23 protein-coding genes and 2 pseudogenes are annotated in these 25,563 nt (G+C 66.0%); 14 read left to right on the top strand and 11 right to left on the bottom strand.

Annotated elements, in window-relative coordinates; genetic code table 11:
- Positions 1–4: 4 nt before the first annotated feature.
- The 8 genes from ACQCSZ_RS25640 to ACQCSZ_RS25605 are packed head-to-tail and all read left to right on the top strand — an operon-like array spanning position 5 to position 8,298.
- The gene (locus tag ACQCSZ_RS25640) at positions 5–616 is read left to right on the top strand and encodes a DUF6668 family protein (RefSeq protein ID WP_427008773.1); all 612 of its coding nucleotides are present in this window, start codon (positions 5–7) and stop codon (positions 614–616) included.
- 11 nt (positions 617–627) lie between these two features.
- The gene (locus tag ACQCSZ_RS25635) at positions 628–897 is read left to right on the top strand and encodes a hypothetical protein (RefSeq protein ID WP_427008772.1); all 270 of its coding nucleotides are present in this window, start codon (positions 628–630) and stop codon (positions 895–897) included.
- 27 nt (positions 898–924) lie between these two features.
- Positions 925–1,680, top strand: a complete 756-nt coding sequence (locus ACQCSZ_RS25630; protein WP_427008771.1) for a hypothetical protein — start codon at positions 925–927, stop codon at positions 1,678–1,680.
- Between the two features lies 1 nt (position 1,681).
- Positions 1,682–2,983 carry a hypothetical protein gene (locus ACQCSZ_RS25625; RefSeq protein WP_427008770.1) on the top strand — a complete coding sequence of 434 codons (1,302 nt, stop codon included), beginning with the start codon at positions 1,682–1,684 and terminating at the stop codon, positions 2,981–2,983.
- Positions 2,970–4,478, top strand: a complete 1,509-nt coding sequence (locus ACQCSZ_RS25620) for an SCO6880 family protein (protein ID WP_427008769.1) — start codon at positions 2,970–2,972, stop codon at positions 4,476–4,478. Before ACQCSZ_RS25625 ends, ACQCSZ_RS25620 begins: the two co-directional genes overlap by 14 nt.
- A complete protein-coding gene (locus ACQCSZ_RS25615) occupies positions 4,478–6,076 on the top strand; it encodes an ATP/GTP-binding protein (RefSeq protein ID WP_427008768.1) in 1,599 nt (532 codons plus the stop codon). The genes ACQCSZ_RS25620 and ACQCSZ_RS25615 overlap by 1 nt, the downstream gene beginning before the upstream one ends.
- Entirely contained in the window at positions 6,073–7,845 is a 1,773-nt protein-coding gene (locus ACQCSZ_RS25610; RefSeq protein WP_427008767.1) for a type IV secretory system conjugative DNA transfer family protein, read from the top strand. Before ACQCSZ_RS25615 ends, ACQCSZ_RS25610 begins: the two co-directional genes overlap by 4 nt.
- A 12-nt stretch (positions 7,846–7,857) precedes the next feature.
- Entirely contained in the window at positions 7,858–8,298 is a 441-nt protein-coding gene (locus ACQCSZ_RS25605) for a DUF4913 domain-containing protein (RefSeq protein ID WP_427008766.1), read from the top strand.
- Between the two features lie 325 nt (positions 8,299–8,623).
- Here ACQCSZ_RS25605 and ACQCSZ_RS25600 read toward each other — a convergent pair.
- Positions 8,624–9,215, bottom strand: a pseudogene (locus ACQCSZ_RS25600) (IS30 family transposase); the annotation flags it as partial.
- Between the two features lie 12 nt (positions 9,216–9,227).
- Between ACQCSZ_RS25600 and ACQCSZ_RS25595 the strand changes: the two are divergent.
- The 3 genes from ACQCSZ_RS25595 to ACQCSZ_RS25585 all read left to right on the top strand — a co-directional run bounded on the left by ACQCSZ_RS25595 (position 9,228) and on the right by ACQCSZ_RS25585 (position 10,239).
- The gene (locus tag ACQCSZ_RS25595) at positions 9,228–9,674 is read left to right on the top strand and encodes a TraM recognition domain-containing protein (RefSeq protein WP_427008765.1); all 447 of its coding nucleotides are present in this window, start codon (positions 9,228–9,230) and stop codon (positions 9,672–9,674) included.
- Positions 9,675–9,813: 139 nt separating this feature from the next.
- Positions 9,814–9,972: a hypothetical protein gene (locus tag ACQCSZ_RS25590; protein ID WP_427008764.1), complete on the top strand. Its 159-nt coding sequence runs from the start codon at positions 9,814–9,816 to the stop codon at positions 9,970–9,972.
- A 33-nt stretch (positions 9,973–10,005) separates the two neighbouring features.
- Positions 10,006–10,239, top strand: a complete 234-nt coding sequence (locus ACQCSZ_RS25585) for a hypothetical protein (RefSeq protein WP_427008799.1) — start codon at positions 10,006–10,008, stop codon at positions 10,237–10,239.
- Here ACQCSZ_RS25585 and allB read toward each other — a convergent pair.
- The 9 genes from allB to ACQCSZ_RS25540 form a co-directional block, all read right to left on the bottom strand.
- Positions 10,236–11,579, bottom strand: a complete 1,344-nt coding sequence (gene allB / locus ACQCSZ_RS25580; RefSeq protein ID WP_427008763.1) for an allantoinase AllB — start codon at positions 11,577–11,579, stop codon at positions 10,236–10,238. The genes ACQCSZ_RS25585 and allB overlap by 4 nt on opposite strands.
- Positions 11,572–12,780: a glycerate kinase gene (locus tag ACQCSZ_RS25575; RefSeq protein ID WP_427008762.1), complete on the bottom strand. Its 1,209-nt coding sequence runs from the start codon at positions 12,778–12,780 to the stop codon at positions 11,572–11,574. Before ACQCSZ_RS25575 ends, allB begins: the two co-directional genes overlap by 8 nt.
- 22 nt (positions 12,781–12,802) lie before the next feature.
- Positions 12,803–14,581: a glyoxylate carboligase gene (gcl, locus tag ACQCSZ_RS25570; protein WP_427008761.1), complete on the bottom strand. Its 1,779-nt coding sequence runs from the start codon at positions 14,579–14,581 to the stop codon at positions 12,803–12,805.
- Positions 14,582–14,732: 151 nt separating this feature from the next.
- On the bottom strand, positions 14,733–15,611 hold the full coding sequence (locus tag ACQCSZ_RS25565) for a 2-hydroxy-3-oxopropionate reductase (protein ID WP_427008760.1): 879 nt from the start codon (positions 15,609–15,611) through the stop codon (positions 14,733–14,735).
- A 59-nt stretch (positions 15,612–15,670) separates the two neighbouring features.
- Positions 15,671–16,471, bottom strand: coding sequence for a hydroxypyruvate isomerase family protein (locus ACQCSZ_RS25560; RefSeq protein WP_427008759.1), 801 nt, complete (start codon positions 16,469–16,471; stop codon positions 15,671–15,673).
- A 245-nt stretch (positions 16,472–16,716) separates the two neighbouring features.
- Positions 16,717–17,529, bottom strand: coding sequence for a bifunctional allantoicase/(S)-ureidoglycine aminohydrolase (locus tag ACQCSZ_RS25555; RefSeq protein ID WP_427008758.1), 813 nt, complete (start codon positions 17,527–17,529; stop codon positions 16,717–16,719).
- Between the two features lie 11 nt (positions 17,530–17,540).
- The gene (locus tag ACQCSZ_RS25550; RefSeq protein ID WP_427008757.1) at positions 17,541–18,851 is read right to left on the bottom strand and encodes a DUF6986 family protein; all 1,311 of its coding nucleotides are present in this window, start codon (positions 18,849–18,851) and stop codon (positions 17,541–17,543) included.
- A 3-nt stretch (positions 18,852–18,854) separates the two neighbouring features.
- On the bottom strand, positions 18,855–20,468 hold the full coding sequence (gene aceB, locus ACQCSZ_RS25545; RefSeq protein WP_427008756.1) for a malate synthase A: 1,614 nt from the start codon (positions 20,466–20,468) through the stop codon (positions 18,855–18,857).
- A gap of 15 nt (positions 20,469–20,483) precedes the next feature.
- Complete coding sequence (locus tag ACQCSZ_RS25540) at positions 20,484–21,884, bottom strand: NAD-dependent malic enzyme (protein WP_427008755.1); 1,401 nt, start codon at positions 21,882–21,884, stop codon at positions 20,484–20,486.
- A gap of 186 nt (positions 21,885–22,070) precedes the next feature.
- Between ACQCSZ_RS25540 and ACQCSZ_RS25535 the strand changes: the two genes are divergently transcribed.
- Both ACQCSZ_RS25535 and ACQCSZ_RS25530 read left to right on the top strand, forming a co-directional pair.
- Positions 22,071–22,826, top strand: a complete 756-nt coding sequence (locus ACQCSZ_RS25535) for an IclR family transcriptional regulator (RefSeq protein ID WP_427008754.1) — start codon at positions 22,071–22,073, stop codon at positions 22,824–22,826.
- 238 nt (positions 22,827–23,064) lie between these two features.
- Positions 23,065–23,322: a hypothetical protein gene (locus ACQCSZ_RS25530; protein WP_427008753.1), complete on the top strand. Its 258-nt coding sequence runs from the start codon at positions 23,065–23,067 to the stop codon at positions 23,320–23,322.
- A 55-nt stretch (positions 23,323–23,377) separates the two neighbouring features.
- On the opposite strand, the gene ACQCSZ_RS25525 is transcribed toward ACQCSZ_RS25530, so the two are convergent.
- Positions 23,378–24,469, bottom strand: coding sequence for a pyridoxal-phosphate-dependent aminotransferase family protein (locus tag ACQCSZ_RS25525; protein ID WP_427008798.1), 1,092 nt, complete (start codon positions 24,467–24,469; stop codon positions 23,378–23,380).
- A 634-nt stretch (positions 24,470–25,103) separates the two neighbouring features.
- On the opposite strand from ACQCSZ_RS25525, the pseudogene ACQCSZ_RS25520 reads away from it, so the two are divergent.
- Positions 25,104–25,477 (top strand): annotated as a pseudogene (locus ACQCSZ_RS25520) (IS701 family transposase); the annotation flags it as partial.
- Positions 25,478–25,563 lie beyond the last annotated feature (86 nt).

The raw sequence follows: 25,563 nt of genomic DNA, 5'->3' as shown, positions 1-25,563 counted from the left end.
AATCGTGCAACAGTCCCTGAACCCCTGGATCACCCACCCGGTCCCCGCCGACGGCGCGGACACGGCATCCTCAGATACGTATGCGCCGCCGGCGGCAGTGATCAGTGAACCACTGAGGGGAATGGTCGAACCGGACGCCGCAGACCGCCTGGGCCGCCGCACCGTCGCCGGCTCCGCAGCCCTGTGGGTCACCGGCACCCACGGTGGAGCCGGCGAAAGCAGAATCGCGGACCTCCTTCACGGGGCACGCATCACCGATCACTGCTGGCCCGTTCTCCAGGACGGCAGCAAGCCCCGGGTGCTGCTGGTCTGCCGCGCAGACATGCGCGGCCTGACAGCTGCACAGAGCGCCCTGACGCAGTGGGTATCAGGGGCGACACCCGCGGTTGATCTGCTCGGTCTCGCCGTCCTGGCGGACGCGCCGGGGAAGACTCCCAAACCCTTGCGTGACTTCACCGCCATCGTCGGCGGGGGAGCGCCCCGGCTCTGGACCCTGCCCTGGGTCGAGGCCTGGCGGCACGGGGACGCCACAACCCCGCCGGCCCGCGAGTACCGGCGCTTCATCACTGACCTGGCCGTCCTGGCTACCGACACCACACCCGGCACCACCAACTGAAAGGTCTCACCATGAACCCCTTCGCCGTATTTGACGGAAGCGTCATCCCCAACCCCACCCCTGTCGTTCCGGCACAGGCAGGCGGCCTGCTCACGCTCCTGAACTGGGCCTCCGGCATCGGCCTGGTCCTGGGCGTCCTGGGCGTGATCATCGTCGGGATCGGCATGGTCATCCAGCTCCAGCGCGGCGAAGGAGCCCAGGCCATCGGCAAGCTCGGCTGGGTCCTGATGGGCTGCATCATCATCACCGGTGCCGCCGGCATCGTCCGCGCCTTCGTCTAAGCCAGCACCAACAACGGGAGGTTCACCATGAGCCAGTCAACAGAGAGCACCACCGAAAGCAATCCGTTCACCAAACCCGGGTTCATCATTGCTGCCGCGCTGGTGGTCGCGCTGATCGCAGCAGCCCTCGTCATCTTCCTGCTCCCCGAAGGTCAGGACAACGCCCAGCCTGCTCCCACCTCATCGGCCGCCAGCGGTGCGGCAACGCCCGCGAAGTCCGCCGACGCGACCGGGAAAAGCGTTTGCGGTCTCCCTTCAACGTCCGAGACGGCGCTGGGGGCGGCACCGAAGTCAACGTGGACGCTGATCGATAAAATGGCCGCCCCCACCGATCCCAAAACCTTCGGGCCCGGAGTAATCGACGAGGACGGCTTCCGGTCATGTTTCGCACACTCCCCAACGGGGGCCCTCTATGCGGCTGCCAATATGGTTGCCCTTGGCTCCGCCAAGTCACAAGCTCTCAACGCCAAGTTGACGGACCGGCTGCTCGTAAAAGGACCGGGCCGGGATATAGCGATGAAGGACTCGGCGACCATGGCTCCCTCCACGGGAGCCGACACCACCGTCCAAATCTGCGGCTTCCTAGTCAAGTCCTACACCCCGGCCGAAGCCGACGTTGATCTGGCGTTCGAAACCAAGAACGGGGCATTGGCGCACACCGTGCTTCCGCTCCGGTGGATTGACGGGGACTGGAAGGCCAAAGTCTCCGATGATGGACACCTGATCAATGACATCACCCAAGTCAGTGACTTGAGCGCCTTCATCGCGTGGTCAGGGGTCTGACATGGCCGAGTGCAACATCATCGACGTTGGGTGCCAGACCGGTAACGCCCTTTCCGGGGTGGTCAACGACGCGATCGGGAATCTGGCGAAATCCATCATGGAGGGCATGAGCCAGATGGTGACAACACTGTCTACCTTCTGGGTGTCCATGCCCACGGTGAACCTGGCCAGTGTGGACGGAACGACGCCAAGCCCCGTCGTCTCCATGGTGAACAGCGAATTGATGGTCTGGACTCTGACGCTGGCGGTCCTCGCCGTCATTCTCGGTGGAATCAGGATGATCTGGGAACAACGCGGAGCACCACTGAAGGATTTACTGCGATCCCTCATCACGCTGGCTTTAGTCTCGGGGCTTGGTCTGGGTGTCATCTCGATCCTTGTGATCGCAGCAGATGCCTTTTCCGCCGCGATCATCGAGCATTCCACCGACGGTAAGGGCTTTGCCGAGGCGATGAACATCCTCGTGTTGACCAATCAGACGGGTGTCGGCGTGTTTATCCTCATCGTTCTGGGATTGATCGGTCTGATTGCCTCCCTCGTCCAGGTCGTCCTGATGGTGGTCCGCAGCGGCATGTTGGTGATCCTGGCGGGCATCCTGCCCACCACGGCAGCTTTCACGAACACAGAGATGGGAAAGCAGTGGTTCCAAAAAGCAGTTGGCTGGACTATCGCTTTCATCCTCTACAAACCAGCTGCGGCCATTGTCTACTCGGTCGCATTCCTCCTCATGGGACACACCAGCGGGAAGGACTCCTTGATCGGCTCCATCACTGGTTTCACGCTGATGCTCGTTGCCCTGTTCGCTTTGCCGGCGCTGATGCGGTTCGTGACGCCCATGGTCGGTGCCGTCGCCTCCGGCGGGGGCGCCGGGGCAGGCGCTGCCGTTGGGGCCATGGCCACAGGTGCAGTGTCCCTGGGCCGCAGTGGCAGCGGCAAAGGCAATGCCGCACCGACACCGGCGAGCACGCAAAGCAACCAATCCGGTTCAGCTCCGAAGGGCAGCAACGGAACACCTGGTCCCAAGGGAGGCGGCGGCCAGCCGACCCCCGGGGCTACCGGACCGGGCGGGGCAGCCAGCGCCGCCACGGCCGGCGCAGCAGGAAGCACCACCGGCGCCGGGGCAGGAGCTGCTGCCGGCAGCGCAGGCGCCGCGTCGGGTGCGGCGACAGCTGCCGGCCCGGCTGGCATGGCCGTCGCCGCCGGAGCACAAGCAGCGTCCAGGGTTTCTCAGGCCGCACAACAGACCGCGCAGGATTCAACCGGTCAATCAGCGACAACGGAGGGCCCCAGTGGCAGCAATTAATACCGAATACAAGGAACCGTCCTACGGCAACTGGCGTGTCCCGCGCTCAGCGGGCCTGGGTAACCTCGGCGCGATCGGCACGGGCCTTGTCATGGCCGGGTTGTTGGCCGGCATCATCAGCTTCGCGATCTGGGGCCTGTTCCCGGGCCTGGCTGTTCTGGCCGTGGCCGGGGCCAGCGCGCTGTTGCTGACGGTCAAGGACAAGCACGGCCAGTCCGTTGTTGACCGGTTCGGGACACGGATGAGCTTCCGGCTCTCCAGGTCTTCCGGAACGAATCTCTACCGTTCCGGCCCCCTCGGTGTGACGGCGTGGGGCCTGTATCAGCTGCCCGGTCTGGCTGCGAAGTCGACCCTGTACGAGTTCACCGACTCCTACAAGCGGCCCTTCGCCCTCCTGCATGTACCGGCCACCAGCCACTTCACGGTGATTTTCTCCACCGAACCCGACGGTGCGTCCCTGGTGGACCCGGAACAGGTCGATGCGTGGGTGGCGAACTGGGGCGGCTGGCTCGCCGGCCTCGGGGACGAAGCGGGCCTGGACGCCGCCGCGGTGACGGTGGAGACCGCCCCGGACTCCGGCTACCGGCTCCGCAATGAGGTCATGATGAACATCGACCCGGACGCCCCGGATTTTGCCAGGAACGTCCTCACCGAGGTCGTGAAAACGTACCCGGAAGGATCGGCCACGGTCCGGGCCTGGGTGTCCCTGACGTTCAACGCCTCCCTCCGCGCAGGGTCGAAGAAGCGCACCCCGGAAGATGTTGCCCGTGACCTCGCGTCCCGGATCCCGGGCCTGTCGGCCCGGCTGCAGTCCACCGGCGCCGGGATCGCCCGTCCGATGTCCGCGCAGGAACTCTGCGAGGTCATCCGGATCGCCTACGACCCGCCCGCTGCCCTGATCATCGACGAAGCGCACGCCGCCGGCTCCCCGGTGTCCCTGACCTGGGGCGAAGTCGGCCCCACCGCGACGCAGGCCAGCTGGGATGACTACCGGCACGACAGCGCCTTCTCAGCCTCCTGGACCATGACAGGTGCCCCGCGCGGGTCGGTAAACTCCTCGGTCCTGTCCCGGCTGCTGGCCCCGCACGGGGACATCGACCGGAAGCGGATCTCCCTGCTGTACCGCCCGATGGATTCCGCCCGGGCTGCCGCCGTGGTGGAGCGGGACCAGAACAACGCCAACGTCCGCATCACCTCCGGGACACGGCCCTCCGCCCGTGCCCTGGTCGATGCCCGCTCCGCCGCGCAGACCGCGCAGGAGGAAGCCCAAGGCGCCGGACTGGTGAACTTCGGGATGGTCGTCACGGCCACCGTGACCGACAAGGAACGCCTTCCCGATGCCGTGGCAGCCATTGAACAGACCTCCGGGACCGCCCGGGTGCTGCTGCGCCGCGCCTACGGCTCGCAGGACACTGCGTTCGCGGCCTCCCTGCCCCTTGGTTTGGTGTTGCCCCAGCACAGCATGGTGCCCTCCGAAATCAAGGACGCCCTCTAATGGCCTGCATGCAACTCTTCACCCGCCCTGCCAAGACGGCTGCAGCACCGGTCAAGGCCACGCCGAAGAAGAAAACTGAGAAGGAGCTACGCCAGGCCGGGCCGGCTGCCCGCGGCTGGACCGGGCGTGGCGGCGGGATGGCCGCCCTCGTCCCGTCCGTGACGGAGTACCGGGGAACCACGGTCCAGGTCTGCGGGCTGTGGCCTTTTTCCTCCGGGGCGTCCTCGCCCATGATCGGCGTCCCGCTCGGACGCCATGAGGAAACCCAGGCCACGGTCTGCTGCGACCCGATCAGCTGGTTCCAACGCGCACGCCTGATTTCCAACCCGTCCGCGTTCATCCTGGGCAAACCCGGGCTGGGGAAGTCCACCGTGGTGCGCCGGATGTTCATCGGTCTCTCCGCTCAAGGCGTCCACCCCCTGATCCTGGGGGACCTGAAAGGCGAGCACGTCAAAGCGGTCCAGGCACTCGGCGGCCAGGTCATCAAGCTCGGCCGCGGCGTCGGCTACCTGAACATCCTCGATCCCGGCCAGGCCGTCGAAGCGGCGCAGCTGCTCGAGGACAGCGGCCACCATGAGGACGCCGCCCGGGTCCGCGCCGACGCGCACGGCCGCCGCCTGACCATGGTCGTCTCCCTCGTCACGATCAGCCGGAACAACCCGCCCACCGACCAGGAACAAACCATCCTGGACCGCGCCCTGCGCGTCCTCGATGACACCTTCGACGGTGTCCCTGTCCTGAAGGACCTGTTGGACGTGATCATCTCCGCCCCCGATGAACTGCGGCAGGTCGCCCTGGACCGCGGCGACATGACCGTCTACCTGCAGGAAACCCGGGCACTGGAAGCAACGCTGCTCGGCCTGACCGGAGGCGGGAAGCTCGGAGAAATCTTCGCCCGGCACACCACCAACCCCATGATGCGCGACCGCGCAGTGGTCTTCGATGTCTCCAGCATCGACGAAACCGAAACCGACCTCCAGGCAGCAATCCTGCTCGCGTGCTGGTCCTACGGGTTCGGGACCGTCAACGTCGCCAACGCCCTCGCCGACGCAGGACTGGAACCGCGCCGGAACTACTTCGTGGTCCTGGATGAGCTGTGGCGGGCACTGCGCGCCGGTAAAGGCATGGTCGACCGGGTGGACGCCCTGACCCGGCTCAACCGCTCCGTTGGTGTCGGTCAGATCATGATTTCCCACACCATGTCTGACCTGCTGGCGCTCCCGGCGGAAGAAGACCGGATGAAAGCCCGCGGCTTCGTCGAACGCTCCGGCATGGTGATCTGCGGGGGCCTGCCGGCCTCGGAAATGCCGTTGCTGACCTCGGCGGTCCCGTTGTCAGGTGAGGAGCAGCAGAAGCTCATCTCCTGGCAGGACCCGCCCGCGTGGGACTCACGCGGGCTCGACGTCGAACCTCCCGGACGGGGGAAGTTCCTGATCAAGGTCGGCGGCCGTCCCGGCATCCCGGTCGTGGTGGGACTGACGTCATTGGAGCAAGGCCCTGATGGAGTCAACGACACCGAAGGAAAGTGGCATGAGGCCCCGGAATCGCTCCTCGAGCCAATGACCCCCTCCGTCCCCCTTGAAGGAGGCACGCTGTGAGCGCACCGAACCGTAAGGGAATGGGCCTCGGAGATGCCCTGCTGGTCTGGTTCGCCATCGGCTTCATCGTCGTGGCCGGCGGCGGGACCTACGCGGCCGCCCACCTCGGCTCCTGGATGGCCGGCCTTGATACCCCGCCTGCCCATCCGATTGATCTGATCGCAGGGCTGATCAAGGGCCGGGTGCCGTGGCCCGTCCAGTCCACGATCGCCGCGGCCCTCATGGCCGGCGTGATCGTGGTCCTTGCCATCGTCGTACTCGTGGCCTGGAGGAAGGGCGCGTCCAAGCGTGCCCGCGTCGACAAGGCAGCCCGGTACCTGGGGCGCGGTAAATCCCTGGCCGCGTTCTCCGAGAAGGGCGCGAAAGCCACGGCCGAGCGGCTGGGAGTCACAGGCACGCCGGGCATCGTCGTCGGCAAGGTCGTCTCCACCAGCCAGAAATTCATTCAATCCTGGGAAGACCTCAGCCTCGACATCTGGGGCCCCCGGACAGGTAAATCCACCTCACGGGTCATGCCCGCAATCCTCGACGCACCCGGCGCCGTGGTCTCCACCTCAAACAAGCGCGACGTCGTGGACGGCACCCGTGGCGTCCGAGAGCTCACGGCCCCCGTGTGGGTGTTCGACCCGCAGAAGATCGCCCAGGAAGAACCGGACTGGTGGTGGAACCCCCTCTCCTACGTCACCGACGAAGAGAAGGCCTACAAGCTCACGCAGCACTTCTCGGTCGGCTCCCGTACCCCTGGTTCGAAGCCTGATGCCTACTTCGACCCGAAAGCCGAAGACATCCTCTCCTCGTACTTCCTCGCCGCCGCGCTCGGTGAGCGGCCCATCACCCAGGTCTATCTGTGGGTCACGGAGCAGGTCAGCCAGGAACCCATCGAAATCCTGAAAGAGCATGACTACGAGCTGCAGTACAAGGGCCTGGAGTCCACGCTGAAGCTGGCCGACAAGCAACGCGACGGTATCTTCGGCACCGCCGAGAAAATGATCCAGTGCCTCAAGAGCAGGAACACCCTGCGCTGGGTTGCCCCGGCCCACGGCGCGTCCGTGGCCACGGATCCCCGCCGCCAGTTCAACCCCCGCGATTTCGCTGCCTCACAGGAGACGATCTACATCCTCTCCAAAGAAGGCGCCGGCTCCGCCGCGCCGCTCACCACCGCACTAACAGTGGCCATCGCTGAAGCGATGGAGGAACGGGCCGAGCGCAGCGGCGGCCGCCTGCCGCTGCCTGCACTGTTCGCCCTGGACGAGCTCGCCAACGTCGTCCGCTGGGCCGGCCTGCCGGACCAGTTCAGCCACTACGGCTCCAAGGGCCTGATCGTCATGGCCATCCTGCAGTCCTGGTCCCAGGGCGTCGAACTGTGGGGAGAGGCGAACATGCGGAAAATCTGGTCCGCCGCCAACGTCAAGGTCTACGGCGGCGGCGTCGCCGAAGAAGGCTTCCTCCGCACCCTCTCGGACCTGATCGGGGACTACAGCTACATCAACGTCTCGGTCTCGTCCGGCAAATCAGGCTCCAGCCGCTCCCGGCAGGAAGGCAAAGAGCGCATCTTCGACGTCTCCAACCTCGCGGAACTCGACCGCGGCCGCGCCGTGGTTCTCGCATCCGGCGCACCGGCCACACTGGTCCGGACCCTGCCCTGGTACACCGGCCCGCACAAGGACGCCGTAGAGGCGTCCATCAAGAAATACAGCCCACGCCCCGAGGAACCGGTGGCAGTCCCGGTAGCAGCTGAGCCGGTGGTCAATCCCTGGGTCACGACGTAGGAGACTCTGAGAATGACAACCGACATTGGACTATTCGCCACAGGCCCAAGCAGCAGCGACACAGAGGGGCCTACGGACAGACCAGAGGAGCAGAAGCCACCGGAACTGGTCTACGGCTCAACCGAAGAATTCCTGCACGAGCAGCTGCTGCCTACCTACGTCCGCGACGTCGACGGCCGCGCCGCCAAATGGTGCATCGAGTGGTACTTCCACCCCGAAGCACTCTCCCGAGTAGAAGCGCTGTGGCGGGCCTGGGAACACCTCAGGCTGGACGGAGCCACCGGCATCAGTGTCTGGTGGAAGGATCACGCGGATCACCACATGAGCGTGCTACTGGACCCACGCGGCCCGTTCTACAAATGCGATATGCAAAAGCACCGGGACCCCGAACACCTGGAGCCGAAGAAGGCCCCGGAAGGCTGGTTCCCTGATGTGCGGACGCAGGGAACTTAGAGAAACCACCTCACGCAAAAAGGGGGAGACGCCCGTTGGCAGTCTCCCCTTTTTGTGAGTAGAACATGGCCGAATGGACACCCTCCGGCACGAGCCCCTGCACGGGATGAGTCGGCAATGAGGCCGCAGACAGCCAGTCTGTCCTGCCTGTCCGGTTGCCAATGCTTACATTGCTTCAGGCGGGTCTAAGGTTGTGAAACCACCTGGTGGTTCGATACCGCTGAACAAAGCCATGTGCTCTAAGTTGTTGCGGGTGAAGAGTTCCGTGTAGGTCATGCGCTCCCAAAGCGACTTGCGTTTTCCAGCCATCATGAAGCCGGCGGTGTCAACCCGTCTTAGCAACATCGTCGTTGAGTAGCCTGGTGAATACTTCCCGTGGGGTGAGGTAGCCCAGGACGGCCCGGGGCCTGCCGTTGAGTTCCTCTGCGATGGAGTCCAGATAGGGCTGATGGCTCGTCAGGACCTCGCCCTTGGGCAGGTACTCGCGGATGAGCCCGTTCGTGTTTTCACTCGTGGGCCGCTCCCACGGAGAGTGCGGGTGCGCGAAGTACACCGGCAGGTCTGTGGCCAGGCTCAGCTGCGCATGGTGGGCCATCTCCGTGCCCTGGTCCCAGGTCAGCGATCCGCGCAGAGCAGCCGGCAGATTGTTGACCCGGCCGATCAGCACATCGGCCAGGGGTGCGGCCTTCTTGCCCTCCGGCAGGCCAAGCATGATCAGGAACCTGCTGTTGCGCTCCACCAGTGTCGCAACCGCACTCTTGCCGGCCTTTCCGCGATGATCAAGTCACCTTCCCACGAGCCACGCACACGGCGGTCTGCGGCCGCCTCGGGCGGGCGTCGATGCTGACCATCCCGATGATCCGCCCGCCGGTCCGTTCATCCGGTGGCCTGCGGGATTTACGCCTGGTTTGCCCGGAGGCACCGGGGCCGTGATCACGGCCATCGTTAAATCCATCATCACCGCCGCCGCCGCCGCCAGGAAACAGGCACCCGGGGCCGCACGGTTGCGGGTGCCGCTGGTCGCTGAACTCGACGAAGTCGCCAACATCGTCCCCTGGCCCTCGCTGCCGGAGGACTTCAGCTACTTCGGTTCCCTGGGCCTGTGCTTCACCGTCTACCTCCAGGCGTACGCCCAGGGCGTGGGCGAATGGGGAGAAAACGGGATGAGGAAGCTCTGGCAGACAGCCGTTTTCCGCCTTGTCGGCGCGAACGAGGAAACCACGTTCACCCGCGGACTCTCGGAAACCATCGGGACCCGGGAGAAGGACATGGGCAAGGACAAGCCCACGAAAACACTTCCGAAGGCCGGTGCTGAGGACTTCGCGAACCTGCCGGCATTCACGTCCTTTTCAGCGCCAGCGCCCCGGCCGCGCTGATCGGCCTTTCCCCGTGGTTCAAGGACAAGAAACTCTCCGCCACCATCACAGAAGGCCTGCCAGACGCCGGGAAACTGGCTCAGGCAACCCCTGTCCAGGCAACCCCGGCGAAGGATCTTGAGACGGACGGAGCCACCCCGTGAGTGACGAGCCGGAGGCCGCCGACGAGAGCCTGACGGAAGAGGAACTGATCCAGCAGTTCGTGATGTGGGTCGAATTCATGATCCACGACACGGAATCAATTTCCGATGCCTGGGGGCCGGCGCCTACACCTGGCTACTGGTGCCCGCAATGGTAGGCGCACCCGGAAGCGGTCAACAGCCTCACCGCCCTGCACGCCGCCTACCGGCAGGCCGTCACCGACGACGCAGTGTCGGCCTGGTGGATCCAACACTGGGACAGCAACTCCCGCATCCTGTTCTCCCAGCCACGGCCCGTTCGAAAACTGCCAGGGCCGGCACACCTTCTACGAACGCTCAGAAGAATATGCCCCACGGCTGCTGACCGTTTCGCCGCCGCCGGATTGGACGCACTGGCTAGTCCCGAGTTGGCTGCGTTGTGTTAGCTGTGGCCCCTGCGCAGGAGTTTGCCTGTGGGCGTTTTACCGTCCACGACGGTGCCGCGCAGGTAGGTCTTGCGGACCACCCCGGAGAGGGTTTTTCCCGCGTAGGGGGTGATGGGGTTTTTGTGCTTGAGTTTGGAGACGTCCACCACGTAGGCCTCATCAGGGGCGAAGACCGAGAAGTCCGCGTCGTAGCCCAGGGCCAGCTGGCCTTTACGCACCAGCCGCGCCAGTTGCGCCGGCCGGGTGGACATCCACTCCAGTACCTGCTCCAGGGCGATGCCGCGGTGCCGGGCTTCGGTCCAGATCAGGGACAGCCCGAGCTGCAGGGAGGACACCCCGCCCCAGGCCACGGCGAAGTCGCCGTTTTCAAGGTCTTTGAGGTCCAGCGTGGACGGGGAATGGTCCGAGACGATGCAGTCGATGGTGCCGTCCTGCAGGCCCTTCCAGAGAAGCTCCCGGTTGGAGGCCTCGCGGATGGGCGGGCAGCACTTGTAGGCGGTGGCGCCGTTGGGGATTTCCTCGGCCATGAGCGTGAGGTAGTGGGGGCAGGTTTCCACGGTGAGGTGGACGCCGTCGCGTTTGGCGGTGGCGATCATGGGAAGGGCATCGGAGGAGGAAAGGTGCAGGATGTGCGCGCGCGCACCGGTCCAGCGGGCGCGTTCGATGACCTCGGCGACGGCCTTGTTCTCGGCGCCGCGGGGGCGGGAGGCCAGGAACGTGGAGTAGTGGTCACCGCCGGGATGGGGTGCGTGGTCGATGGCGTGCGAGTCCTCGGCGTGGACGATCATGAGCGAATCGAAGGACTTGAGCTCGGCCATGTCTTCCTCCATCTCGTCCGCGTCCAGGTGCGGGAACTCGTCCACGCCGGAATGCAGCAGGAAGCACTTGAAACCGAACACGCCTTCATCGTGCAGCCCGCGCAGGTCCTTCTTGTTGCCGGGGATGGCGCCGCCCCAGAACCCGACGTCCACGAACGCTTGGTCCGCGGCCACGCTGCGCTTGAGCCGGAGGGCGTCGACGGTGGTGGTGGGCGGGATGCTGTTCAGCGGCATGTCGATGATGGTGGTCACGCCGCCTGCCGCCGCGGCCCTGGTGGCGGACGCGAAGCCCTCCCACTCGGTGCGGCCCGGCTCGTTGACGTGGACGTGGGTGTCCACCAGGCCGGGGATGAGGGTCTCGTCCTCAGCCAGTTCGATGACCTCGGTGCCCTGCAGCCCGTTGCCCAGCGGCTCGATCGCCACGATCACGCCGCCCCGCACGCCCACTTCACGCGCGGCGATGCCTGCGGTGGTGAGGATGCGCTGGCCCCGGATGACCAGATCGTAGGTTTCTTCAGACATGGAGGTCCTCCTTGGTGTCGGCGTTTCCCGAGAGCTGCGCGCCGATTTGCCTGCCCAGCTGTTCAAGAAGCGGTCCCGCTTCGGCTATACATCTGTCTACATTGCTTTCCAGATCCGTCAAGGCATAGACCTGTTGAAATCCGGACTTTTTGAGCTGCTCCCGGCTCAGCGTGCTGCGCCCGCAGACGGCGATGACGGGCACGCCGGAGCGTCCGGCTGCCCGGGCAACACCCATCGGTGTCTTGCCCAGCAGGCTTTGCTCGTCCAGGCTCCCCTCGCCGGTGATCACCAGATCGGCGCCGGCCAGCCGGTCGGCCAGTCCCGTGAATTCAAGCACGACATCGATGCCGGGCCTGCGGGTCGCGGCCAGTACGGCGATGGCGGCGTAGCCCACGCCGCCTGCCGCGCCGGCGCCCGGTTCGTGCGCGGCGCGCTCGGCCAGGGGACCGATTTCGCCGGCCAAGACCTGCACGAAGTTGGCCAGGCCGGCGTCGAGGGTTTCGACGTCCGCGGGGGAGGCGCCCTTCTGCGGGCCGAAGATCGCGGCCGCGCCCTCGGGGCCCAGCAGCGGGTTGTCCACGTCGCTGGCCAGCACAAAGCGTGTCTCTTCCACCCGGACGTCGAAGCCGGAGAAATCAATGCCGGCCAGCCTGGCCAGAGCAGCGCCGCCGGGCGGCAGATCATTGCCGTCGGCGTCGAGCAGCCTGGCGCCGAGCCCCTGCAGGACCCCTGCGCCGCCGTCGGTGTTGGCGCTCCCGCCGACACCGAGGATGATCTGCCGGCACCCGGCGTCGAGCGCTGCCCGGATCAGTTCCCCGGTGCCCAGGCTGGTGGCGCCGGTGGAGCTCGAGGAGTCCGGGACGCTGCCGGGGAGGACGGCGAGCCCGGACGCGGCCGCCATTTCAATCACGGCCTCGCGTCCGCGGACCGCAAACTCGGCCCGGAGCGGCTGCCCGGTAGGGCCGCTGACCGTGGCGCTCCGGCGGGTGAAGCCGGAGCCGACGGCGGCATCCAGGGTGCCCTCGCCGCCGTCGGCCACGGGAATCCGGATTACCTCAAGGCCAGTCACTTCGAGGCTGCTGCCGGCCGGGACTTCGGTGTGGACGGCGTAGCCGGCCTGCAGCCCGGCCTCCAGGTGCCGGGCAACGGCCGGGGCGGAGAGTGAGCCCTTGAACTTGTCGGGGGCAATGACAACGCGCATGACGGCGCATCCTCTCATGGAGCTAGTCCAGCAGTGCGATGATCGCGGTGGGTGCATCCTGGCCCTGCTCTGCCAGGTCCTCGAACTCCGTCACGGCGTTGATTTCAACACCCATGGAGATGTTGGTGATCTTTTCCAGGATCACTTCCACCACGACCGGAACGTGGAACTCGCTCATGAGTGCCTTGGCCTTGTCGAACGCGGCGGCCAGATCGTTGGGGTCTTCAACCCGGATGGCCTTGCAGCCGAGGCCTTCGGCCACCTTGATGTGGTCCACGCCGTAGCCGTTGGTCTCGGGGGAATTGATGTTATCGAAGGCCAGGGACACGTTCTGTTCCATCTCGAAACCGCGCTGGGACTGGCGGATCAGGCCCAGGTAGGAGTTGTTCACCACCACGTGGATGTACGGCAGCTTGAACTGCGCGCCCGCGGCCAGCTCCTCGATCATGAACTGGAAGTCGTAGTCACCGGACAGCGCAACCACGGTCTCATCCGGCTTGCCGCGCACCACACCCAGGGCGGCCGGGCCGGTCCAGCCCAGCGGGCCGGCCTGGCCGGCGTTGATCCACTTGCGCGGCCCGAAGACGTGCAGCAGCTGGGCGCCGGCGATCTGGGACAGGCCGATGGTGGACACATAGGTGGTGTCCCTGCCGAAGGAGCGGTTCATTTCCTCGTACACGCGCTGCGGTTTGATGGGGATGTTTTCGAAGTGCGTCTTGCGCTGCAGGGAACCCTTGCGCTGGACGCATTCGGCGACCCAGCCGGTGTAGTCCGGCAGGGACCCGGCGGCCTGTCGTTCGCGGGCCAGTTCCAGCAGGCCCTCCAGCGCCGCGCCGGCGTCGGAGGCGATGCCCAGGTCGGGCGAGAACACGCGGCCGATCTGCGTCGGCTCGATGTCGATGTGCACGAACGTGCGGCCGGCCGTGTAGGTGTCCAGGCCGCCGGTGTGGCGGTTGGCCCAGCGGTTGCCGATGCCGATCACGAAATCGGAGGCGAGCATGGTCTCGTTGCCGTAGCGGTGCGAGGTCTGCAGGCCCACCATGCCGGCCATCAGGCGATGGTCGTCCGGGATGGAGCCCCAGCCCATCAGGGTGGGGATGACCGGAACGTTGAGCAGCTCGGCCAGTTCCACCAGCTGCGCGGAGGCGCCGGCGTTGATGATGCCGCCGCCGGCCACGATCAGCGGGTGCGTGGCAGCGGTGAGCATGTCCAGCGCCTTGTCCAGTTGCTTGCGGCTGGCCCTGGGCTTTTCCACCGGGAGGGGCTCGTAGGTGTCGATGTCGAATTCGATCTCGGCCATCTGCACATCAAAGGGCAGGTCCAGCAGCACCGGGCCGGGGCGGCCGGAGCGCATGAGCTGGAAGGCCTTCTGGAAGGCGCCGGGGATCTGGCCGGGTTCCAGGATGGTCATGGCCATCTTGGTGACGGGCTTGGCGATGGACTCGATGTCCACGGCCTGGAAGTCTTCCTTGTGCAGCTTGGCCACGGGGGCCTGGCCGGTGATGCAGAGCATCGGGATCGAGTCCGCCCAGGCGGCATACAGCCCGGTAATCATGTCCGTGCCGGCGGGGCCGGAAGTGCCGACGCAGATGCCGATGTTGCCATCCTTTGCCCGGGAGTACCCGTCCGCCATGTGGCTGGCGCCTTCAACGTGGCGGGCCAGGGTGTGGCGGATGCCGCCGTGGGCCCTCATTGCCGAGTAGAACGGGTTGATCGCCGCGCCTGGCAGGCCGAACGCCTCGGTGGCGCCCTCCTTTTCCAGGATGGCGACGGCAGCGTCTACGGTGCGCATCTTCGTCATGGTGTACTCCTTGATTGAGAATTCTGTTTGCGGTGCCCGGTACCGGCCCGTGCCGGGTCTCTTCGGGAGAGCCTGCGCCAAGACGTGTGACGCCGCGCTGGCCTGGTTCGCTTTGTCCGGCGGTTAGCCTGAGGTGCTTTCTTGCGGTGCTTTATTTACGGCCGGAAAGCTGGAGGACCTGCTTGAAGAGCCCGGAGTGGTCGAGGCCGCCGTCGCCCTGGTTGACGGCGGCGGCGACGAGCTGTGCGACGACGGCGCCGAGGGGGACGGCGACGTGGGCCTCGCGGGCTGCGGAGGTGACGATGCCCAGGTCCTTGTGGTGCAGGGCGAGGCGGAAGCCGGGCTCGAAGTTGCGGTCCAGCATCTTCTGGCCCTTCTGGTCCAGGACCTTGGAACCGGCAAGCCCGCCGCCCAGGACCTTCAAGGCTGCGTCGGTGTCCACGCCGTAGGCCTCGAGGAAGGCGATCGCCTCGCCCAGGACCTCGATATTGACCGCGACGATCAGCTGGTTGGCTGCCTTGACGGTCTGGCCGGAGCCGGCCGGGCCAACATGGACGATGGTTTTTCCGACCGCGTTGAGGACGTCCTGTGCTGCCTCGAAGTCTGCTGGTTCGCCGCCCACCATGATGGAGAGCGCTGCGTCGATGGCGCCCTGCTCGCCGCCGGAGACCGGGGCGTCCAGGGCCCGGATGCCGGCAGCCTGGGCATCGTCTGCCAGCCGCTTGGCCACGTCGGGGCGGATGCTGCTCGCGTCGATCCACAGGGTGCCCTGCCGGGCGTTGGCGAAGAGGCCGTCCGGGCCGCTGACGACGCCTTCGACGTCGGGGGAGTCAGGGACCATGGTGATCACGACGTCGGCGTCCTTGACGGCGTCCGCGATGCTCGTGGCGCCCCGGCCGCCCTCGGAAACGAGTGCGTCGATCTTGTCCTGGCTGCGGTTGAAGCCGGTGACGGTGTGGCCGGCCTTGACCAGGTTGACGGCCATGGGCAGGCCCATGATTCCGAGTCCGATGACTGCAACGTTGCTCATTGTGGCTCCTTACTTGAGTCTGCTTCAGCTGCTGGCTGGCTTTAGCGAGAATGGGATATTCAGTTGGAGACGCCCTCGCGGAAGGCCCATGCGAAGGCTGTTTCCGCCGGTTCTTTGTATTCGAGGCCGATGTAGCCCGTGTAGCCGAGTTCGCGGCTGCGGGCGATCCATCCACCGAGGGGAAGCTCACCGGTTCCGGGAGCCCCGCGGCCGGGGTTGTCGGCGATCTGGATGTGGCCGAAGTCCTTGGCGTGCTTTTCGATGACGGCTGCCACATCGTCCCCGTTGACCGTCAGGTGGTAGAAGTCTGCGAGAAGCCTGATGTTATCGGCGCCGGATTCTTCCTTGACACGGGCGATCACCGAGAGCGCATCCTGTGCCGTGAGCAGCGGGTACCGGGGGGCGCCGCTGACGGGTTCGAGGAGAACGGTGCCGCCGATGCGGGCCACTCCGGCAGCCGCAGCCGCGAGGTTTTCGGCGCCGATGGCGTCCTGCTTTTCTGCGGATTCGCCGTCCACCCGGTTGCCGTATAGGGCATTGAAGGCCTTGCAGCCGAGGCGTTCGCCGATTCCTGCGACGACGTCGATGTTGTCCAGGAATTCCGTGGTCCGAGCGGGCCAGGAGACCAGGCCGCGGTCGCCTGCCGGCATGTTGCCCGCGTTGAAGTTCAAGCCGGTGAGCTGAACGCCGGCGTCGGTGATGGCGCGCTCGAACTTCGTTACGTCCGCGTCGGCCGGGACGGAGGTGTCGAAGGGCCACCAGAATTCCACGGCGTCAAAGCCGGCAGCCTTTGCCGCTGCGGGACGCTCCAGGAGCGGCAGTTCCGTCAGCAGGATGGAGCAGTTCACTGTGTACGTCATCGCGATTTCTCCTGAGCTCCTTCAGATTCATAATGCGGATGCTGAAAGCATGGATTTGACAATAGAAGCTGATGGGTTGAGATGCTGTGTCAACTTCACATCTTGTTCCACTGACTTTAGCCAGTCATTGCATGGATGGCGACGGCCCTGTCGAAGCTCTCAGACTTCGGGTTGATCCTGGACCGATGAGGGACTCCGCTGGGTATCAGGTATTCAGCGGGAGGAGTTTGTGTTTATTTTCAGTGCTACGTCAGGCGGATCTGGCGGTTGACGTCCTTGTAGAGCAGGTAGCGGAAGTTGCCGGGCCCGCCGGCGTAGCAGGCCTGCGGGCAGAAGGCGCGCAGCCACATGAAGTCGCCTGCCTCCACCTCCACCCAGTCATTGTTGAGCAGGTACATCGCCTTGCCCTCCAGGACGTACAGGCCGTGTTCCATGACGTGGGTTTCGGGGAACGGGATCACACCGCCCGGCTTGAACGTCACAATGTTCACGTGCATATCGTGGGCCAGGTCGTTGGGGTCCGCGAACCGCGTGGTCTTCCAGACGCCTTCGACATCCGGCATTTCGCCCGGCTCGACTTCCTGGTCACTCGTGACGAAGGATTTCGCCTCGTAGCCTTCGAGCCGCTCGTAGGCTTTGCGGATCCAGTGGAAGGACACGACGTCGTCCGAGACGTTTTCCAGGCCCCACTGTGCGCCGGCAGCAATGTAGGCGTAGCCGCCTTCCTCGAGCTGGTGCAGTTCACCGTCAAGGGTCAGGTTGACCTTGCCCTTGGTGACGAAGATGACCCCTTCAACGCCTGCTTCAAATTCCGCCTTGGGCGCGCCGCCGCCCGGGCCGATCTCCACGATCAGCTGGGAGAAGGTGGTGGCGAACCCGGAGATGGGGCGGGCGATGATCCAGGAGCGGGTGTTGGAGAATCCCGGCAGGTTGCTGGTCACGATGTCGGTCATAACACCTTTGGGGATGACCGTATAGGCTTCCGTGACGATGGCACGCTCAGTAGTGAGGTGGGTCTGCGGTGGCAGGCCGCCTTTGGGAGTGTAGTACTTGCCCATCAGGTAGATCCTTACTTAAGAGAGTTGGAAGGGGTGGCCAGCCTCGGGTGGGCCAGTGCGGTCAGCTGCGGAACTCCGACGCCGGCAAGCGCCTGGACTTCGTCGGCACCAACAGCGCCGCACTGGACGCCGCGCAGCACGAACGCTGCCAGGGCCCGGGCGGTGGCCGGCTCGTCCATGACCCCGCCCTCGGTGCGCTCCACGTAGTTTCGCAGACGGGCCGCAGCGGCCGGAAGACCCTGCCGGTAAAACGCGTACGTCGCCGCGAAACGGCTGGGCAGCTGGGCCGGGTGCAGGTCCCAGCCCTGGTAGTAGCCCCGCTCCAGCGAGCGGCGGACCAGCCAGCCATGGATAGCCCAGGCATTCTCAACGCCATCGCCCACCGGGATGATGTTGGTGGAGCCGTCGGAGAGGCGGATGCCCGTGCCGGCGACAGCCAACTGCATGACTTCCTTGGCGAAGTCGGCTACCGGGTGTTCCATGGACTGGTACTCGGCGGAGATCTGCAGGGAGGCCGAATAGTCATACGTTCCGTAGTGCAGACCGCTGATCCGGCCCGGGACGACGTGCGGCAGTTGGGCTACCGGTGAGGTTCCCTCCGGGCCCAGGATGAGCTGGGGTGTTTCCACCTGCACTTCAAACCTGAGCCGCCCGTGCGGCAGCGAATGGATCTCTTCAAGACGGGACACGGCGTAGTCCATGGCCTGCACCTGTGCCACTGTGGTGACCTTGGGCAGCGTGAGGATCAGCCCGTCCGGAAGCTCGCCGGCAGCAGCCAGCCCGGACACAAACAGGTCCAGGGTGCGCAGGCCGCGGGCCCGGGTCGGCGCCTCGAAGCACTTGAAACGGATGCCGATGAAGGGCGGCGCGGTACCGGCAGCGACGGCTGTCGCCACGGCGGAGGCCGCGGCAACAGCGGCGGCGTCCTCGGCGTCGTCGCCCCTGTCCCCGTAGCCGTCCTCGAAGTCCAGCCGGAGATCCTCGATGGGCTCGCTGCCCAGCTTGCCTTCCACACGGGATGCGACGGCGGAAGCCAGCTCGGCGTCCTGGCCCAGCAGCTCGCCCAGACGGGCCAGTCCCCCGTGGGCCGCCGCCGTCGTGAGCGCCTGGGCGCCCCAGTCGGCCGCGAACGTGGGCGTGAACCGGTCCGCCGGGACATAGACGGTGTGAACGGGCTGGCGGGATCCGTCGTCGCCGGGGTAGTTCTGCTCCAGCAGCCGGTCTGTGGCCACGAGCTGCGCGTCGATCCGGGCCAGGTCGGCTCCGGACAGCGACGGCGTCAGCTGTGACCGGGGACCGGAGCGGGCCTGGGATGCTGCCATGCCTCAGCCCACCAGTTCGTACGCCGGGGTGGTGAGGAAGTCCGTGTACTCCTCGGAGAGGCAGATCTCCGCGATCAGCTTGCTGGCCGGCTCGTAGTAGCGGCGGAAGGCTTCGTCGCCGAACTCGGTCCGCAGGCGCTCGGTTTCCTCGCCCAGGATGCGTTCCACCAGCTCGCGGGTCGCGGTGTTGCCCGTGTCGGCGAGCACCGACTTGTTGCGGATCTGCTGCCATACCTGGGAGCGGGAGATCTCGGCGGTAGCGGCGTCCTCCATGAGGTTGTGGATGGCCACCGCACCGGTGCCGGACAGCCATACCGCGGTGTAGGCGATGGCGACGTACAGGTTCAGACGCAGTCCGGCTTCGGTGACCTGGCCCTTGGCCGAGGCAATGTCCAGGAGCTGCCCGGCGGTGACCGAAACTTCGGGGCGCTGCTTGTCCAGCTGGTTCGGGCGCCCTCCCTTTTCCGGATCGCCCAGCACCGCGCCGAACGCTTCCCGGCACGTGGGGACCAGGTCCGGGTGGGCAACCCACGAGCCGTCGAAGCCGTCGTTGGCCTCGCGGGTCTTGTCGGCGCGGACCTTCTCGAAGGCCGCCTCGGTGACCTCGGGGTGGCGCCGGTTGGGGATGACCGCGGCCATGCCGCCCATGGCAAAGGCCCCGCGGCGGTGGCAGGTCTTGACGAGCAGCTCCGTGTAGGCGCGCATGAACGGTGCAGTCATGGCCACCGTGGCACGGTCCGGCAGCACAAAGTCCTCGCCGGCGTCGCGGAAGTACTTGATGATGCTGAACAGGTAGTCCCAACGGCCGGCGTTCAGGCCGGCCGCATGGTCGCGCAGCTCGTAGAGGATTTCGTCCATCTCAAAAGCGGCCGGGATGGTCTCGATCAGCACCGTGGCGCGGACCGTACCCTGCCCGAGGCCCAGGAAATCCTGCGCGAACACAAACACGTCATTCCACAGACGCGCCTCGAGGTGGCTCTCCATCTTGGGCAGGTAGTAGTACGGGCCCTGGCCATTCATGACCAGCTGCTTGGCGGTGTGGAAGAAGTGCAGCCCGAAGTCCACCAGCGCCCCCACGGCGGGTTCGCCGTCGATCAGCAGGTGCTTTTCCGGCATGTGCCAGCCACGGGGCCGGGCCACCACAACAGCCAGCGGAGCATCTGTGCGGAGCGTGTACTCCTTACCTTCGGGTGAGGTGTAACTGAGTCTGCCGGTGGCGGCGTCACGAAGGTTCAGGAGGGCATCGATGACGTTGGCCCACGTGGGGGTGCTGGCATCCTCCAGGTCAGCGAGCCAGACCTTGGCGCCGGAGTTCAGCGCGTTGATCGCCATCTTGGCCGGAGTGGCAGGGCCGGTCATTTCGACCCGGCGGTCCTGCAAAGCCGCCGGTGCCGGCGCAACTTTCCAGTCCCCGTTGCGCACGTCCTGCGTTTCCGGCAGGAAATCCAGCTTGCCGGTATCGGCGGCCCGCTGGCGTTTGACGCCGCGGGCGGCCAGCAGCTCCCTGCGGGTGCCGGCGAAACGCTTGTGGAGTTCCTCCACAAAGGCCAGTGCCTTGGGGGAAAGTATTTCCTCCGCACGGTCAATCGGCCGGGGGTCTGTGACGGTGATAGCCATGTTCCGGGTCCCTTGCTAAACGGCGGAGGCTGCGCTTGAAGCTGCGGCAGCAGCCACGGCGGCGGCGACGTCGGCGGCAACATGCGGATCGAAGACGCTGGGGATAATGTAACTGGCATTGAGCTCGTCGTCAGCTACCCGGTTGGCAATTGCCTCGGCGGCGGCCACCAGCATCTCGGGTGTTATGTCGGATGCGCCGGCATCCAGGAGCCCGCGGAAGAACCCTGGGAAGGCAAGGACGTTGTTGATCTGGTTGGGGAAGTCGCTGCGTCCGGTGGCCACGACGGCGGCGTGCCGGGACGCCACGACGGGGTCGATTTCCGGCGTGGGGTTGGCCATGGCAAACACAATGGCGTCCTTGGCCATGGAGGCCACCTGCTCCTCGCCGATCACATTCGGGGCGCTGACACCGATAAACACATCTGCGCCCTTGAGTGCCTCGTGCAGGCTTCCGGAGAAACCCTCTTCATTGGTGTTCGCGGCGATCCAGCTGCGGTGATCATCGCTGTACTCCTCGCCGGAGTGGATGGCTCCGGAGCGGCCGGCGGCCACGATGTGCCGCGCGCCCTGCGCCTTGAGCAGCTGGATGATCGCCGAACCAGCCGCGCCCACGCCGGACACCACAATGCGGACCTCGGCGAGCTTCTTGCCGACCACGCGCAGGGCGTTGGTCAGCGCCGCAAGGGTGACGATCGCCGTGCCGTGCTGGTCATCGTGGAAGACCGGGATGTCGAGTTCCGCGCGGAGCCGGTTCTCGATTTCGAAGCAGCGCGGGGCCGCAATGTCCTCAAGGTTCACGCCGCCGTAGACGGGGGCCAGGGCCTTGACGATCATGATGATTTCCTCGGTGTCCTGGGTGTCCAGGCAGACCGGCCAGGCATCGACGTTGGCGAACTGCTTGAACAGGGCAGCCTTGCCTTCCATGACGGGAAGCGCAGCTGCGGGGCCGATGTTGCCCAGGCCCAGGACGGCCGAGCCGTCGGTGACCACAGCGATGGTGTTCCGCTTGATGGTCAGGTTCCGGGCGGCTGCCGGGTCCTCGGCGATGGCCAGGCAGACGCGCGCGACGCCGGGAGTGTAGGCGCGGGAGAGATCGTCGCGGTTGCGCAGGGTCACTTTGGGGACGACCTCGAGCTTGCCGCCGAGGTGCATGAGGAAGGTGCGGTCCGAAACGTGGCGGACCTTGACGCCGTCGAGCGCGTTGAGGGCATCCTTGACGCGGTTGGCGTGGTCGTCGTCGGTGGTGTTGCAGGTGACGTCAACAACCAGGGTCTCGTGGTGGGACTCGGTGACGTCCAGAGCGGTGAGGGCCGCGCCAGCGGCTCCCACGGCAGCGGCAAGCTCGCTGGTGGCCGTGACGCTGGATGGTGCCTCCACGCGCAAGGTGATCGAATTTCCGGGGCTCGGGTGCGCCATTGAATGTCCTCCTGATAGGGCTCATCCTTGAGCCTACGATCTACATATATGTTTTCGTATTATGGAATGGAAATACAACCCTCGGCGGGGGTTGACGGGCCATAGCGGTGCTATATTTTTGGATCCCAAGCCTTCTTTCACGATGTGGATAAGAGTTGTCGGACCGAGCCAGCAGGAGACCACGTTATGGCTGAAAAAGCCCGCGGAGGCGTGCAGTCCGTTGAGCGCGTCTTTGAACTTCTGGAACTGATAACTGATGCCGGTGGCGACGTCACGCTCAGTGAGCTTTCCTCCTCCACAGATTTGCCGCTGCCCACCATCCACCGCCTGCTGCGCACCCTGGTCACGCTGGGCTACATCCGCCAGCTGCCCAACCGCCGCTACGCACTGGGCCCCCGACTGATCCGGCTTGGCGAAGGCGCCAACAAGCAGCTCGGTGCCCTGGCCCGGCCGCAGCTCAAGTCACTGGTGGACCGGCTGGGAGAGACCGCCAACATGGCCGTGCTGGATTCGGACATGGTCATCTACGTGGCCCAGGTCCCGTCCCTGCACTCCATGCGGATGTTCACCGAGGTGGGCCGCCGCGCCCATACGCACGCCACCGGCGTCGGAAAGGCCATCCTGGCCCAGCTGGACGACGAAGTGGTCCGCGGAATTGTCGGCCGCAGAGGGATGCCCACGCCCACGCCAAAGAGCATCGGCGACATCGACTCCCTCCTCCTGGACCTGAACCTGATCCGCGAACGCGGCTACTCCATCGATGAGGAGGAGCAGGAGCTCGGCGTGCGCTGCTTCGCCATGGCGGTCCCCAACGCGCCCACACCGACGGCCATTTCCGTATCCGGGCCCGTGTCCCGCGTGGACCAGTCCTTTGCCGAGCGGGCCGTGCCGCTGCTGCGGGAAGCAGCCCAGGCGATCTCGGATGAGATGTGCCAGAACTGACCTCCAAGCGCGAACGAACCGTTGAGGCCCCTATTCCGATTATGTTCTGGCGGTCACAGTTGCAACACCCAGACTTCTTTTGGGAGTTGCAACGACCGTGCCGGGCTCCACGACCATCTGCAGTTTGTGAAGAACGTCAGTGCCACACAGCGGGGCTACTTCCTACGCGCGGAGATGTCCCACGGTGAATCGTTCCCGGGCCTGGCTCCGGACAGATTCCGGGGCCCAGGGGCTGTGGGTGTCGGGCGAGCCGGAATCAGCCCTCCCGTTTTCCGGATGCCTGGCGCTTCTGGGCATCCTGAAGGAGCTGCCGGCCACGAGGAGTTCCCAAGTCATCCTCTCCACGCACTCACCGCTTCTGGCCTCGTTGCCAGGGGCCCGCATCTATGAAGTGGGTGAGTGGGGGCTCCGCGCCGAAGAGTGGGAGGACCTGGATCCGGTGACGAATTGGAAAGACTTCCTCGACGCCCCCGCCAGCTACCTGCGCCACCTCTAGTAGCCTCCCCGCTTCTTGAAAGGTGAGGGAGCGTCCACAGGAAGGGGAACCGCATTCAGGCCTTCGCCATGGCCTCTTCAAGCGCCCCGAGCACCAGGGTCACGGTTGCCTTGTCCGCATTTGGGCCCATGGTGCCGATCCGCCAGACCGTTGACGCGAACGTGCCCACCCCGGCCCCGATCTCAATACTGAAGTTCTCCAAAAGGTAACGGCGGACGGCAGCCGAATCAACGCCGTCGGGCACGTTCACGGTGGTGAGGCTCGGCAACCGGTGCCCTTCCGCGGCGAAGAGCGTCAGCCCCAGCTCCTGCAGCCCCGCCTGCAAGGCTGCCCCGGCTGCCCGGTGGCGTGCCCAAACGGTCTCGAGCCCCTCGTTCAGGATCCGGTCCAGGGCCGCCTCGAGCCCCGCGATCATGGTGACCGGAGCGGTGTGGTGGTACGTCCTGCCGCTGCCGCTCGCGGCCCCTGCGTACCCCCCGAGAAGGCCGATGTCCAGGTACCATGACCGTGGATCCTTGACCCGCCGCTCAAACGCACGGTCGGACACGGTGAACGGGGACAACCCGGGCGGCACACCCAGGCACTTTTGCGTTCCGGCATAGCCGACGTCGATCCCCCAGTCGTCGGCGAGCAGCTCCAGCCCGCCTATGGACGTCACGGCGTCAACAATCAGCAGGGCGTCGCCCTTCATGCGCCCCAGCGGGGCGACATCGGACAACACGCCCGTGGAGGTCTCGGCATGCACCGCCGCGATCACCTTGGGATGCGGGTGCGCTTCGAGGACGCGTTCGACGTCGACAGGCTGGCCCCACCGGTGATCCACCCTCACCACCACGGCACCGCAGCGGCGGGCCACTTCGCACATGCGCTCACCGAAGAGCCCGTTGACCGCGACCACGGCCACGTCACCGTCCTCCACGGTGTTCACGAACGCCGCTTCCATGCCCCCGGACCCGGTGGCGCTCAGCGGCAGGGTCCTGGCGTTGGCCGTCCCCCACACCTTCCGGAGGCCTCCGCAGGTGTTGTCCAGCCGCTCGATGAACACCGGATCCAGGTGCCCGATCACGGGATGTGCCAATGCCGCGGTCACTTCCGGATAGCAATTGCCCGGCCCGGGGCCGAAGAGGTGGCGGGACGTCAGGTTCATTGCCATGGGGAGCTCCTTCAACGTGTTGAGGACATTCTCCTCCGCGGGCGTGCCCGCAAGCCATCGAGTCGCCGGCGAAGAGTCCGAGTCCGGCCCGGGCGCGCTGCCGGTGTGCGCGGTGGCGCCTGAGCTCTGCTTCCCACCACAATCGTGACCGTGGATGCGAGTCTGCCGGCGCCGTCGTGTATATGCTTCCGGGCCAGGTCCAGGACCTCGGCGCGGATGCGCTCCCGGCCGGAGCGGTCAGCCCGGGCCAGCCCCGGGGCAGCGATCTCTGTCATGACCTCCCAGTACCTCTCCGGTAGTTCAGGACCGTGTCTGTGGTTACTTCCTCTTCCGCGATGTCTGTGAGCCCAGCCTCGGCGAAGGCTTTCCCCATAAAACCCGCGGCTGCGCAGCGGAACAGTCCCGGTGCGCCCGGAGGAGGTGGCAGCAGCTCCACATGCCGGCCAATCGCCCCATAATGGTGATGGCCCACGGATTCTCGGCCGGCTCGCTCCACACTGCGGCACAGATGCGTACCCCCGGCCAGGCTGTCCGGCCGAACTCGTTGAGGTGGCTGCGATGTCCGGATATTTCCCGAAGGCTCCGGCCAGGACCGCTGGTCTGCGTTCCCCGCCGTTGGGGGCAAGGCACCTGGCGCAGGGGCAACAAAACCGGCCCGGGTAACCGGCTCCCCTCGATGACATCGAAGTTCCTCACCGTGCGCATCCGGCGGCCCGCTGCCCGATGAATGGATGATCTGCGAATGGCCGGCCGGCGCAGCCGAACCGACCGATTACGGGCTCTCTTCCCTGCCCGCCGACACACACCCCAAGACCCTGGTCCGGCCAAAATGCGGTGGCGTATCGAGCACGACTACCCCGAACTCAAAACCGGGCCTGGCCTGGCCCACTTCGAAGGCAGAACCCTCCCGGCTGGCACCGCCACGTCACCCTCGTCACCGCAGCACACCCGTTCATCACCCGGCTGTGGCTCACCCGCCCAAAAGCACCTGCGGCAGCCTGAGCCTCTACGGCATCCTCAAAGAGCTCCAACAAGTTCTTGCCGCCTGGCTCGGATACTGCCCCCACCGCAGACCCCACAACGCGTAT

Source organism: Pseudarthrobacter sp. H2, assembly GCF_050157045.1.
Taxonomy (GTDB): Bacteria; Actinomycetota; Actinomycetes; order Actinomycetales; family Micrococcaceae; genus Arthrobacter.
This window is presented reverse-complemented; position numbering and strand designations above follow the sequence as displayed.

Coding starts and splice junctions, on each gene's coding strand:
- aceB (WP_427008756.1), bottom strand. CDS start 20,468: ATGGCTATCACCGTCACAGACCCCCGGCCGATTGACCGTGCGGAGGAA.
- ACQCSZ_RS25525 (WP_427008798.1), bottom strand. CDS start 24,469: ATGAACCTGACGTCCCGCCACCTCTTCGGCCCCGGGCCGGGCAATTGC.
- ACQCSZ_RS25630 (WP_427008771.1), top strand. CDS start 925: ATGAGCCAGTCAACAGAGAGCACCACCGAAAGCAATCCGTTCACCAAA.
- ACQCSZ_RS25635 (WP_427008772.1), top strand. CDS start 628: ATGAACCCCTTCGCCGTATTTGACGGAAGCGTCATCCCCAACCCCACC.
- ACQCSZ_RS25565 (WP_427008760.1), bottom strand. CDS start 15,611: ATGAGCAACGTTGCAGTCATCGGACTCGGAATCATGGGCCTGCCCATG.
- ACQCSZ_RS25540 (WP_427008755.1), bottom strand. CDS start 21,884: ATGGCGCACCCGAGCCCCGGAAATTCGATCACCTTGCGCGTGGAGGCA.
- ACQCSZ_RS25625 (WP_427008770.1), top strand. CDS start 1,682: ATGGCCGAGTGCAACATCATCGACGTTGGGTGCCAGACCGGTAACGCC.
- ACQCSZ_RS25615 (WP_427008768.1), top strand. CDS start 4,478: ATGGCCTGCATGCAACTCTTCACCCGCCCTGCCAAGACGGCTGCAGCA.
- allB (WP_427008763.1), bottom strand. CDS start 11,579: ATGTCTGAAGAAACCTACGATCTGGTCATCCGGGGCCAGCGCATCCTC.
- ACQCSZ_RS25605 (WP_427008766.1), top strand. CDS start 7,858: ATGACAACCGACATTGGACTATTCGCCACAGGCCCAAGCAGCAGCGAC.
- ACQCSZ_RS25550 (WP_427008757.1), bottom strand. CDS start 18,851: ATGGCAGCATCCCAGGCCCGCTCCGGTCCCCGGTCACAGCTGACGCCG.
- ACQCSZ_RS25555 (WP_427008758.1), bottom strand. CDS start 17,529: ATGGGCAAGTACTACACTCCCAAAGGCGGCCTGCCACCGCAGACCCAC.
- ACQCSZ_RS25560 (WP_427008759.1), bottom strand. CDS start 16,471: ATGACGTACACAGTGAACTGCTCCATCCTGCTGACGGAACTGCCGCTC.
- ACQCSZ_RS25575 (WP_427008762.1), bottom strand. CDS start 12,780: ATGCGCGTTGTCATTGCCCCCGACAAGTTCAAGGGCTCACTCTCCGCC.
- gcl (WP_427008761.1), bottom strand. CDS start 14,581: ATGACGAAGATGCGCACCGTAGACGCTGCCGTCGCCATCCTGGAAAAG.
- ACQCSZ_RS25535 (WP_427008754.1), top strand. CDS start 22,071: ATGGCTGAAAAAGCCCGCGGAGGCGTGCAGTCCGTTGAGCGCGTCTTT.